General features: G+C 69.7%; 7 protein-coding genes and 1 tRNA gene. 6 read left to right on the top strand and 2 right to left on the bottom strand.

Going from position 1 to position 12,550, the window contains the following annotated elements:
* The coding region (locus AC1D1T_RS02030; protein WP_477991297.1) for a YbfB/YjiJ family MFS transporter at nt 1–466 on the bottom strand (466 nt) is incomplete at its 3' end.
* Nucleotides 467–570: 104 nt separating this feature from the next.
* Between AC1D1T_RS02030 and AC1D1T_RS02025 the strand changes: the two genes are divergently transcribed.
* From AC1D1T_RS02025 to AC1D1T_RS02005, 5 genes are all read left to right on the top strand, one after another.
* Nucleotides 571–1,425, top strand: a complete 855-nt coding sequence (locus AC1D1T_RS02025; RefSeq protein ID WP_477824477.1) for a LysR family transcriptional regulator — start codon at nt 571–573, stop codon at nt 1,423–1,425.
* Between the two features lie 96 nt (nt 1,426–1,521).
* Nucleotides 1,522–4,329: a DUF3857 domain-containing protein gene (locus tag AC1D1T_RS02020; protein ID WP_477838777.1), complete on the top strand. Its 2,808-nt coding sequence runs from the start codon at nt 1,522–1,524 to the stop codon at nt 4,327–4,329.
* A 56-nt stretch (nt 4,330–4,385) separates the two neighbouring features.
* Nucleotides 4,386–5,300 carry an SMP-30/gluconolactonase/LRE family protein gene (locus AC1D1T_RS02015; protein ID WP_477824475.1) on the top strand — a complete coding sequence of 305 codons (915 nt, stop codon included), beginning with the start codon at nt 4,386–4,388 and terminating at the stop codon, nt 5,298–5,300.
* Between the two features lie 138 nt (nt 5,301–5,438).
* Nucleotides 5,439–6,344, top strand: coding sequence for an ABC transporter ATP-binding protein (locus AC1D1T_RS02010; RefSeq protein WP_047503747.1), 906 nt, complete (start codon nt 5,439–5,441; stop codon nt 6,342–6,344).
* Entirely contained in the window at nt 6,341–9,958 is a 3,618-nt protein-coding gene (locus AC1D1T_RS02005) for an ABC transporter permease/M1 family aminopeptidase (RefSeq protein WP_477824474.1), read from the top strand. The genes AC1D1T_RS02010 and AC1D1T_RS02005 overlap by 4 nt, the downstream gene beginning before the upstream one ends.
* 548 nt (nt 9,959–10,506) lie before the next feature.
* On the opposite strand, the gene rtcR is transcribed toward AC1D1T_RS02005, so the two are convergent.
* Entirely contained in the window at nt 10,507–12,105 is a 1,599-nt protein-coding gene (rtcR, locus tag AC1D1T_RS02000; RefSeq protein ID WP_477991295.1) for an RNA repair transcriptional activator RtcR, read from the bottom strand.
* A 356-nt stretch (nt 12,106–12,461) separates the two neighbouring features.
* On the opposite strand from rtcR, the gene AC1D1T_RS01995 reads away from it, so the two are divergent.
* A tRNA-Glu gene (locus AC1D1T_RS01995) sits at nt 12,462–12,533 on the top strand.
* Nucleotides 12,534–12,550 lie beyond the last annotated feature (17 nt).

The raw sequence follows: 12,550 nt of genomic DNA, 5'->3' as shown, positions 1-12,550 counted from the left end.
GGCCCAGCCCGCCGGCCAGCATCATCCCGCTGCCGACCCCGACGAAGACCCAGCCGGACCAGGCGCTGCGCTGGCGGCGCGCCAGTTCCGCGAGCGCCCAGGACGACGCACCGACCAGYACCCACGCACTCGCGACCCCGGCCAGCCCGCGCCACAGCAGCCAGGCGCGGTAGTCGTCGCCCAGGCCCATCGAGAGCGTGGTCAGCGCGGTGGCCAGCAGCCCGGCCCGCCCGACCACGCCGGCCGGCAGCGGCCAGGCCGCGCACAGCAGCGCACCGGCCAGGTAGCCCGCATAGTTGATGCTCGCGAGCCACGCGCCGTGCGGCAGCGAGAGCCCGGCGTCCTGCATCAGCGGCAGCAGCGGCGTGAACGCGAAGCGGCCGATGCCCATCCCGCTGGCCAGGCACAGCGCGCCGACCAGCGCGGCCTGGACTGCGGGGCGGGAGGAAGCGGTCGGGTTCGGCATGCCTGCATGCTAGTCACCGCGCCTGTTCCGCGATATTGAATTATTCCGAACGACTTGTTCTGGAAAGGCGAACAGGGTGGGCGCCGGCGTGGCAGCATCGCGGCATGGACCTCGAATCCCTCTCCATCTTCCGGGCGGTGGTGCACGAAGGCGGCATCCTGAAGGCGGCGCGCAAGCTGCACCGCGTGCCGTCGAGCGTGACGACGCGCATCCAGCAGCTCGAGGCCTCGCTCGGTGCCGAGCTGTTCCACCGCGACCGGCAGCGCCTGCACCTGTCGCCGCGCGGGCAGGTACTGCTCGACTACGCGGATCGCCTGCTGAGCCTGTCGGACGAGGCGCGCCAGGCGGTGGTCGGCGGCGCCCCGAGCGGCGTGCTGCGCATCGGCGCGCTCGAGAGCACCACTGCGAGCCGGCTGCCCGCGGTGCTGGCCGCCTACCACCGGCGCTACCCGGAGGTGCGCGTCGAGCTGAGCACCGGCACCAACGATGCGCTGCTGGCGGCGCTGGTGGCGCGCCGCATCGATGCTGCCTTCATCGTCGAGGCGCCGGCCGACCGCTCGCTCGCGACGATGCCGCTGTTCCGCGAGCGGCTGGGGATCATCTCGGCGGCCTCGCACGCACCGATCGTGCGGGCGCACGACGTGCAGGACGACTCGGTGATCAGCTTCCCCGACGGCTGCGCCTACCGCCGCGTGCTGATGCGCTGGCTCGGCGACCGGCGCATCGCGTCGATGCGCATCCTCGAACTGAGCTCGTACCACGCGATCGTCGCCTGCGTGGCGGCCGGCACCGGCATCGCGCTGGTGCCGCAGGCGGTGCTCGCGACGCTGCGCAGCCCGCCGGTGCTGTGGCATCCGCTGCCGAAGGTGCATGGCGAGCGGGTCACGCCGCTGGTGTGGCGGGCCGGCGAGGTGCCGTCGGCGCTGGCGGCGCTGCAGGTTTCGTTGCGCAATGCCTGAATCCAGGGCCGGTGCGAGCCCGTCCGGCCGCCACCCCGCATAACATCGCTGCATCGCCGACGGCACGCACAGTGCCGCGGCCCCTCGGGAGGATGTATGAAACCGATTCAAACCGGGCGCCTCGCCGCGCTCATGCTGACCCTCGCCATGTCGGCGGGGGTCCTGGCCCAGACGCAGGCCCAGGCTGCCGCACCAACGCGTGCTGCCGCGTCGGGCGGCTTCAGCTATGCCACCGGGCCGGCCCCGGCCTGGGTCGTGCCCGCTGCCGAAGCGCCGCAGGCCTCGGTCGACCGCAGCTCGATGCACTACCGCGTCATCGACCGCCAACTGCTCGCCGATGGCAAGTCGATCTGGGACTACAACCATGTGGTGCGCGTCATCGACACCGACGCCGGCCTGTCCGTCGCGTCGCAGATCGAGCTCGAGTTCGACCCCAGCTACCAGACCTTCACGCTGCATCACCTCGACCTGGTGCGCAACGGCAAACGCATCGCCAAGCTGGACCGCCGCCGCATCCAGCTGATGCAGCGTGAGACGCAGCTCGAGCGGCGCATGGTCGACGGGCGCGTGACGGTGTCGATCGTGCTGGACGACGTGCGGGTCGGTGATGAAGTGGATTTCGCCTACTCGGTGCGGGGTGCGAACCCCGTGTTCGGCGGCAGGTTCGTCGCGCTCGAGGCCTTGTCGTCGCAGCGCGGTCCGGTGCAGGCCTACCAGGTGCGCCTGGTCGCACCGGTCGAGCGGGCGCTGCAGGTGCGAGTCGGCCCGGCCGACGTGACGAGCGTGGCCCAGGTGCGCAACGGCCGGCGCGAGACGGTGTGGCGCCGTGTCGCGGTGCCGCGCTTCAGCCCCGATGCCAACGCCGGCTTCAGCGTGGCCGCAGCCCAGCTGTGGCAGGCCAGCGAGTTTGCCGACTGGGCCGAGGTGGCGCGCTGGGGCCAGGGGCTGTTCGCGGCGCTGCCGGCCGGCGCACGGGTGGACGCCGTGATCCAGGACATCCGTGACAAGGAGGCCGCGCCCGCCGACCGGGTGCGCGCCGCGCTGCGCTTCGTGCAGCAGGAGGTGCGTTACTTCGGCACCGAGATCGGCAGCAGCTCGCACCAGCCCGCCGCGCCCGACAAGGTGATCGAGCAACGCTTCGGCGACTGCAAGGACAAGGTCGCGCTGCTGGTGGCGCTGCTGCGCAAGCTCGACGTTCCGGCAACGCCGGTGTTGGTGTCGATGACGGCGCGCGGGCGCGTCGAGGGCATGCTGCCCGGCCCGCTGGCCTTCGACCATGTGATCGCCCGCGTCGAGCTCGAAGGGAAGACCTACTGGTTGGACGCGACGCGCAGCCGCCAGACCGGACCGCTGGAGGGCCGCCAGGCGGTCGATTTCGGGCTCGGCCTGCCGTTGACCGGCTCGACCACTGCCCTGGTCGCGTTGCCGGACGCGGTGGACACGGACCGCCAGGTGGTCGAGGACAGCCTGCGTTTCGAGCGTTTCGACACCGACCCGGTGCTGGAATCGCGGATCACGTTCCGCGGGATCCTCGCCGAGTCGTTCCGGGATATCGTCACCACGCAAGGTCGCGAGGCCTTGCAGACGCGACTGGCCGCGCCCTACCTGCGCCTGTACCCGAAGGCCAAGGGCCAGGGCTCGATGGAGGTCGTCGATTCGCAGGTCGACGATGCGGTCACCTTCGTCCAGCGCTTCAGCGTGCCGGAGTTCTGGCGCTTCCCGGACGAGCGCGTGCTGGTCGCCGACATTGGCTACTGGGCCACCGCCGACGTGATGATGGTTGCCAAGGCGGAGGCACGGCGCGATGCCTATACGGGCGCACTCCCGGGCACCTACCGGCACACGGTGACGCTGGATTTCCCGGACGACGTGACGGCGCGGCCGGTGACGCAAATCGTGAACGAAGGCGACGCCCATTTCACGTGGAAGGGCACGTTCGATGCCGACCGCAAGCATGCGGACTATCGCTCGGTGCTGCGCGTGTCGGCAGACCAGATCGAGGCTGCGGCGTGGCCGGGCTACATGGAGAAACTCAACAAGCTGTGGCCCAGGCTGGCGGCGACGGTGTCGATCTCGCCGCTGTCGCCCACCGACCTCGACAAGTTGCGTGCCGATCTGCAAGGACTGGACGACGGCCTGCGCACCAAGCGGTTGAAGGCGAAGACGCGCATCCAGGCGGAAGCGCACGGGCGCGTCGCGCTGCTGTCTGCGCAACTGGCCGCGAAGCGCCTGTCGCCGACGCTGCAGGCCCAGGCGCTGACGGCGCGCGGCATCCAGTACGACCACCTGGGCCGGCTGGCCGACGCGAAACGCGACTTCGCGCGATCGCTCGAGCTGGCGCCGGACGTTGCCGAAACGCAGAACGCCGCGGCCGTCAATGCGGTCGCGTTGCGCGAACTGCCACGCGCCGTGGCGCTGACCGGCAGCGTGCTCGAGCGCGATCCACGGGACACCGAGGCGCGGCGGGTGCGGGCGATGGCCCGCTACTTCCAGCAGGATTTCGATGCCGCGCAGGCCGACCTCGACGAGATGCTGGCCGACCGGGCCGTCGTGCGACGGGGTTACCCGGTGCTGTGGTTGGCGCTGGCCATGCGTCAGGCCGGGCGCGACCCGTCCGCGCTGGCAACACGCTATCCGTCGGACCAGCTGCCCACCGACTGGCCGCGGCCGCTGGTGGACTACGCGCTGGGCTCGCTCTCGGCCGATGCGCTGATCGACGCGGCACGGGCCACGAAGTCGCCCGAGGAGTCGCTGTGCGAGGCCTACTTCTACATCGGCGAGCGCTACGAGGCCGAGGGCAAGCGCAGCCGCGCGAGAGACTACTGGCGCAAGAGCGTCGACCAGGGTGTGCTGGAGTTCTTCGAGGACCAGGCCGCCCGCCTGCGCTTGGCTGAACCGGCGTGATCTCCTAAAGTCGGGCGCCGGCAGCCGGCGCTGTCGGGAACACACCGGAGCAAACCATGGCCGAGACCGACTTCGAGATCCTCGACGAGCGATTCCGCAGCTGCGTGCGCACCAGCGCCCGCGTCGACACGCTGCACCAGGGCATGCGCTGGGCCGAGGGGCCGGTCTACGTGCCGGCCGGGCGCTACCTGCTGTGGAGCGACATCCCGAACGACCGGATGCTGCGCTGGGACGAGACCGACGGCCGCGTCAGCGTGTTCCGCGCACCGTCCAACTTCGCGAACGGCAACACGCTCGACCGCCAGGGCCGGCTCGTCACCTGCGAGCACGGCTCGCGCAGCGTCGCCCGCACCGAGCACGACGGCCGCGTCACGACGCTGGTCGACCGGGTGCAGGGCCGGCGGCTGAACAGCCCGAACGACCTGGTCGTGAAGTCGGACGATTCCATCTGGTTCACCGACCCGGCCTACGGCATCGATTCGGACTACGAAGGCCACCGCGGCGAAAGCGAGACCGGCGGCTGCCACGTCTACCGGCTCGACCCGCGCAGCGGCGAGTGCGTGCGCGTCGCCGACGACTTCGTGCGGCCCAACGGCCTCGCGTTCTCGCCCGATGAATCGAAGCTCTACATCGTCGACAGCGGCGCCACGCACCAGCCGGGCGGGCCGCGCCACATCCGCGTGTTCGACGTCACGGCGCGCGGCGGGCTCGCGGGCGGCGAGGTGTTCGCCACCTGCAGCGCCGGGCTGTTCGACGGGTTCCGCGTCGACGAGGCCGGCCGGCTGTGGTGTGGCGCGGCCGACGGCGTGCACTGCCTCGCGCCCGACGGCACGCTGCTCGGCAAGGTGAAGACGGCCGAGCGCGTCGCCAACGTCGTGTTCGGCGGGCCGAAGCGCAACCGGCTGTTCCTGTGCGCGACCAGCTCGCTGCTGTCGGTGCTGCTGCCGGTCAACGGCCTCAAGACGTTCTGACTGACGTTCTGATCCGTCCGCTGCACGGCCTGTCCGCCCCGCCGTGCGGCCTGTCGCACCGCGATGGCGTTTCGTCGCGCCGTCCGTAGAGTCCCCCGTTCGTCCCTCGTTTCCCCCACCTCCCCACGGAGATCCTGCATGCTGACCATCGCCCAGCTGTCGCACACCTATGCCAACGGCACCCGCGCCCTCGATGACGTGACGCTCGACATCCCGCGCGGCATGTTCGGCCTGCTCGGGCCGAACGGCGCCGGCAAGTCCTCGCTGATGCGCTGCCTCGCGACGCTGCAGCAGCCGAGCGCCGGGCGCATCGCGTTCGACGGCATCGACGTGCTGGCCGAACCGGCGCGGCTGCGGGCGGTGCTGGGCTACCTGCCGCAGGACTTCGGCGTCTACCCGCGCGTGTCGGCCTGGGACATGCTCGACCACCTGGCCGTGCTGAAGGGCGTGGCCGGGCGCGGCGAGCGGCGCGAGACGGTCGATTCGCTGCTGCAGCAGGTCAACCTGTGGGACGTGCGCAAGAAGGCGATCGCCGGCTTCTCCGGCGGCATGCGCCAGCGCTTCGGCATCGCGCAGGCGCTGATCGCGAACCCGCGGCTGATCATCGTCGACGAGCCGACTGCCGGCCTCGACCCGGAGGAGCGCAACCGCTTCAACAACCTGCTGGCCGAGATCGGCGAGAACGTGGTCGTGATCCTGTCGACGCACATCGTCGACGACGTGACCGACCTGTGCCCGCGGATGGCGATCCTGGTCGGCGGGCGCATCGTGCGCACCGGAACGCCGCAGGCGCTGATCGCCGAGATGGCCGGCCGCGTCTGGCAGGGCGAGGTCGCCAAGGAGGAGCTCGCCGACGCGCGCAGCCGCATGGACGTGATCGCGACCCGGCTGCGCGGCGGCCGGCCGGTCGTGCACGTGCTGGCCGACGACGCGCCGGCACCGGGCTTCACGCCGGTGGAGGCGGGGCTGGAGGATGTGTATTTCTCGACGCTGCACCAGCACCGCAGCGCATCGGCCGGGGTGGCGGCAGGAGCCTCGGCATGAGCGGCAGCATGCTGATGCACGTCGCGCGCTTCGAGGCGCGCTACCAGCTGAAGAGCCCGGTGTTCTGGGTCGGCTGCCTGATGTTCTTCCTGCTGACCTTCGGCTCGGTCACGGTCGACACGATCCAGATCGGCAGCCGCGGCAACGTGCACCTGAACTCGCCGTTCGCGATCCTGCAGACGCTCGCGATCATGAGCCTGTTCGCGGTGTTCGTCGTCGTCGCGATGGTGTCCAACGTCGTGATCCGCGACGACGAGACCGGCTTCGCGCCGATCATCCGCTCGACGCGGCTCGGCAAGGGGGCGTACCTGGTGGGCCGCTTCCTCGGCGCGAACGGGGTCGCGCTGGGGGTGCTGGCCTCGATCCCGCTCGGCATCCTGGTCGGCGTCGCGATGCCGTGGGTCGACGCCGAGAAGGTCGGCGCGTTCCACCTCGCGCACTACCTGTACGCGCTGTTCGCATTCGGGTTGCCGACGCTGCTGATCGTGTCGGCGGTGTTCTTCGCGGCCGCCACCGCGACGCGCTCGATGATGTGGACCTACGTCTGCGCGGTCGGGATGCTGGTGCTGTACTTCGTGATGCGCGGGCTGCTGCGCAACCCGCAGTACGACAGCATCGCAGCGCTGCTCGACCCGTTCGGCCTGTCGGCGCTCAGCATCGTCACCAAGTACTGGACGGCCGCCGAGCGCAACACGCTGCTGCCGGCGATGACCGGGCCGATGCTCGCGAACCGGCTGCTGTGGTCCGGCATCGCGCTCGCGGTGTTCGCGCTGACCTGCCGGCTGTTCCGCTTCGAGGAGCGTGCGCCGGTGGGGAAGACGCCGAAGAGGGCACCGAAGAAGTCGAAGGACGCCGCCGAACAAACCGCAAGGCCGACCGCAATCGGCGCGCTGCCTGCCGCGCGCGCCGATGCCCCGACGCGCCGCGCCCAGCTGTGGCGCCTGGCCCGCTTCGACATGGCCTTCGTGTTCCGCAGCCCGGCGTTCTTCGTGCTGCTCGGCATCGGCGTGCTGAACGCCGGTGGCTCGCTGTGGTTCAGCGGCGAGTGGTACGGCAGCGGCTCCTGGCCGGTCACGCGCCTGATGGTGCAGACGCTGGACGGTGCGTTCACGCTGATGCCGATCATCATCGCGATCTTCTATGCGGGCGAGCTTGTGTGGCGCGACCGCGAGCGTCGCATGCACGAGATCGTCGACGCGACCGCCGCACCCGACTGGGCGCACCTGCTGCCGAAGATCGTCGCGATCGCGCTGGTGCTCGCGGCCAGTGCGCTGGTCGCGGTGCTGACCGGCATGCTGGTGCAGGCCTTGAAGGGCTACACCCGCTTCGAGCCGGTGGCCTACCTGCTGTGGTTCGTGCTGCCGATGACCGTCGGTGCGCTGCTGCTGGCGGTGCTCGCGGTGTTCGTGCAGGTGCTGGTGCCGCAGAAGTTCATCGGCTGGGGCGTGATGCTGCTCTACATCGTCGCGTCGGTCGCGTTGTCGGCGGCGGGCTTCGAGCACAACCTCTACAACTACGGCGGCACGCCGCGGGTACCGCTGTCGGACATGAACGGCCTGGGGCGCTTCTGGATCGCGCAGGCCTGGTTCGAGGTCTACTGGGGTGGGTTCGCACTGGTGCTGGCGGTGCTGTCGCACGCGCTGTGGCGACGCGGCGCGAACCTGGCGCTGCGCCCGCGCCTGGCCCACATGGGCCACCACCTGCATGGCGGGGCCGGCGCGCTGCTGGCGCTCGGGCTCGTGGTGTGGATCGCGAGCGGCGGCTGGATCTACTACAACACCAACGTGCTGAACGCCTACGTGACGCAGCCTCAGCGCGACGCGCAGCTGGCCCAGTACGAGCGCGACTTCCTGCCGTTCGAGAAGCTGCCGCAGCCGCGCATCACTGCCGTCACGCTCGATGTGCAGCTGTACCCGCGCGAGGCACGTGCGGTGACGACCGGCAGCTACGTGCTGCGCAACCGCACCGGCGCGCCGGTCGACACGCTGCACCTGCTGTGGCCCGAGCGCACGACGCTCGACCGTGTGGAGCTGCCCGGTGCGACGCTGCAGCGCGAGTGGGCGAAGGAGCACTACCGCATCTACAAGCTCGAGCCGGCGATGCAGCCGGACGAGACGCGGGTGCTGCGCTTCGCGATGACGCTGGAAGAGCGCGGTTTCCCGAACGCACAGCCGCTGACGCGGCTGGTTGCCAACGGCAGCTTCGTCAACAACGCCGAGATCACGCCGGCGATCGGCATGTCGCGCAACGGGCTGCTGACCGACCGCGCGAAGCGCCGCAAGCACGGCCTGCCGCCGGACCTGCGCCCGCCGACGCTGGAGGATGAATCGGCACGGGCCGACAACGGCTTCCGCAAGGACAGCGACTGGGTCGACGCCGACATCACCGTGACGACCGACGCCGACCAGACCCCGATCGCACCGGGCTACACCGTCAGCGACACGACGGCGAACGGGCGGCGCACCGCGCACTTCAAGCCGGACGCGCCGATCAACCACTTCTTCTCGATCCAGTCGGCACGCTATGCGGTGCTGCGCGACCGCTGGAAGGAGGTCGACCTGGCGGTCTACCACCAGCCCGGGCACGAGTTCAACACCGACCGGATGATGCAGGCGATGAAGCTGTCGCTCGAGCTCTTCAGCGAGAAGTTCTCGCCGTACCAGTTCCGCCAGGCGCGCATCCTGGAGTTCCCGTCGTACGCCGACTTCGCGCAGTCGTTCGCCAACACGATCCCGTACTCGGAGAACATCGGCTTCATCTCGCGGCTGACCGACCCGCAGAAGATCGACGTGGTGACCTATGTGACGGCGCACGAGATCGGCCACCAGTGGTGGGGCCACCAGCTGGTGCCGAGCTCGCAGCAGGGCGGCGAGCTGCTGGTCGAGAGCTTCGCGCAGTACTCGGCGCTGCTGGTGATGGAGAAGATGTACGGGCGCGACCAGATCCGCCGCTTCCTGAAGTATGAGCTCGACCGCTACCTGCGCCAGCGCGGCGGCGAGGTGGTGGAGGAGCTGCCGCTCGCGCGCGTCGAGAACCAGGGCTACATCCACTACCAGAAGGGCTCGCTCGCGATGTACTGGCTGAAGGAGGTGGTCGGCGAGGCGGTGCTGAACCGGGCGCTCGCGAAGCTGCTGAAGGCGTACGCTTTCAAGGCCGCGCCGTACCCGAACAGCCGCGACTTCCTGCGCATCCTGCGTGCCGAGGCCGGGCCGCAGCACGATGCGCTGATCACCGACCTGTTCGAGAAGATCACGCTGCTTGACCTGAAGGCGACCGCCGCGACCGCGACGAAGCGCGCCGACGGCCGCTACGACCTGGTGCTGGAGGTCGAGGCGCGCAAGCTCTACGCCGACGGCAAGGGCCAGGAGACCGAGGCCCCGCTCGACGAGCCGGTGGACATCGGCATCTTCAGCGCCGAGCCGGGCAAGGAGGGCTTCGGCGCGGACTCGGTGCTGCATTTCGAGCGCCGGCCGGTGCGCAGCGGCAAGCAGTCGATCACGCTGGTGGTCGACAAGGCGCCGGCCTTCGCCGGGGTCGACCCGTACAACAAGCGCATCGACCGGATCTCGGAGGACAACCTCGTGAAGGTCGAGTTGAAGCAAGCCGTGAAGTAATGCTTGACGAACCGGTAAAGAGTTTTTACGATCCGCGCCTTGCTTGAAAAAGCGCAACGAATCAACGAATCCGAGGACGCCACCGTGATCAGCCGCCACCTTCCCCGTCACCTGCAGCAAGCCGCCCGCGCATCGGGCGAGTGCTTCTGCGTGGCGATGGGCATGGGGGCAGGCAAGGGTTACGGCAACGATCGACGGCATCCGGGAGAAGGCAGGGCGTAGGCCCACCCTTCGACTCTGTTCACAGAGGCCCGGATTCCGCGATGGATCCGGGCCTTTCTGCTTTTCGAGCCTGGTTTTGAATGCACCACCCGCTCCACTTCGGGTGTGCCCTTGCCCTCCGCGACCGCACGAAATGGTGTTGGCGGCGCGGGATGTGCGCGGTCCGGACCCGGACCCCGTGCAGCGAGACACCACTTCCGACGGGATGCTCGCGCTTGGACACAGCCGAAGTGCAGTGGATGCTGCGGTCCCTGCCCTGAACGACATACCGCGCGGCGCGATGCCGCGCGGCCAGGGCCAGGGGGTTCGACTCCCCCGCCGCGGCATCAGGCTGTCACCCGCTCCCAGGTGAGGCCGTGTTTCGCGAGGTACTTGCGCAGCCGGTCGGCGTCGTTGACGACGCTGCGCTGCCGGCGCGAGACGTCGAACAGCTGACGCCCCGCCTCCGACAGGGTGCGCGAGCGGCGGCACAGCTGCACGACGGCCTGCAGCTGCAGCCGGTCGAACAGGTCGAGTGCCTGCGCGGCATCGCCCAGCAGGGCATCGAGGTCGACGGCATCGTGCGCCGGCGCATCGCCCGCGTGGTGCTGCCACAGCCAGCGCAGCCGCTGCAGCTCGGCATCGACCAGCGCCGACGAGATGCGCCCGCCGTCGGCCAGCGTCGCCAGCMGCGTGATGCTGGCCGACAGGTCGCGGAAGTTGCCGCGCCACAGCGCCTCGGGCGACTGGGCGAAGCGCAGGTACTGCAACCGGGCCTCGGCGTTGAAGCGCACCGCGCGGCCGTTCTCGGCGGCCACGCGTGCGAGCAGGTGCTCGACGTTCGGCTCGATGTCTTCCGGCCGCTGCGCGAGGCCCGGCAGCACGTAGCTCCACAGGTTGATGCGGGCGTACAGGTCTTCGCGGAAGCGGCCCTCGGCCACGTCGATGCGCAGGTCGCGGTTGGTGCCGACCATCAGCTGGAAGTCGCTCGCCACCTCGCGGTCGCTGCCCATCGGGTAGAAGCGCTTCTCCTCCACCGCCTTCAGCAGCATCGCCTGCTCGTCCAGGCCCAGCTCTCCGATCTCGTCCAGGAACAGCACGCCGCCATGCGCGCTGCGCAGCAGGCCGGCGCGCTCGGCAGCCGCGCCGGTGAACGCGCCCTTGCGGTGGCCGAACAGCGTGGAGGCGGCGCCGTCGCCGTGCAGCGTCGCGCAGTTGACCTCGACGAACTCGCCGCTCACCTGGTGGCGCGACTTCTTCAGCTCGAACATGCGCCGCGCGAGGTGCGACTTGCCGGCGCCGGTCGGCCCGGTCAGCAGGATCGGCGCGCGCGAGCGCACGGCCACGCGCTCGATCTCGTCGATCAGCGCGTTGAAGGCGCGGTTGCGGGTCGCGATGCCGTCCTTCAGGAAGTCGACCGCGTCCTGCTGTGCCTGGTGGAAGCGCTTGGCGAGCCCGTCGTAGCGCGACAGGTCGAGGTCGATCAGCGTCAGGCTGCCGGGGTTGTCGTGCGTCTGCTTCTTCGGCGGCGCGGTCTGCAGCAGCACACCGGGGATGAAGCGCGACTCGATCATCAGGAACATGCAGATCTGCGCGACGTGCGTGCCGGTGGTGATGTGGGCGCGGTACTGCTCGCGCTCGGTGTCGAAGGGGTAGGCGCGCACCCAGTCGTAGAGCGCGCCGTACATCTCGCCGAAGTCCCAGGGGTCGGCCACGTCCATCGGGATCAGGTTGACCAGCGTCTCGGGCGAGACCGAGGCGATGTCGCGCTGCACCTGCTGCGCGAGGCCGAGGTGGCGCGGCGTGTGGATCAGCTCGATGCGGTGCACGACGACGTCGGGCTGCTGGACCAGCGAGACCGTCGGGCGCCACTTCTCCCAGCGGCCGGCACCTTGGCCGGCATCGAGCTGGGTGCCGAGGAAGCCGATGACGACGGTGTGCTTCATGTGCTGAATTGCTAAGAGGCTAGCGATGATTCTAGATTCTGGCTGTTCTGGTTCAAGCATCCCGATCCAATCGGGCCGGGATACTTGAAGAAACTCCTTGTGCGACAAGCACTTGCGAGGAGGCGAGAGCCCAAGGCAACACGCTGGCACGAGCGCTGCAATGGAAGTGCTGTCCTGACGCAAACGAAGAGTGCAATGGCCAGGGGTTGAGGCGAAGGCCTGCCCCGCTGGCGCAGGGGATCCGGGGTGTGACAGCCCTGTCGGTGTCCTGCGTACCGCGCTTCGGGAACGTCGGGTGTGAGGGCAGTCAGGTGAACGCACGCAAGTCGCGCCGGGTTCGAGTCCCGGGCTGCCCACCATCTGTAGCTCAGCTTGGTAGAGCAACTCGTTTTCAACGAGTCCGTCGCGGGTTCGACTCCCGCCAGGAAAGCTGGCCGAAAGGCCA

Source organism: Rhizobacter sp. P2_H3 (assembly GCF_056403355.1).
Note: the sequence above shows the minus strand (reverse complement) of the source record. Positions and strands in the feature narration are given on the sequence as shown.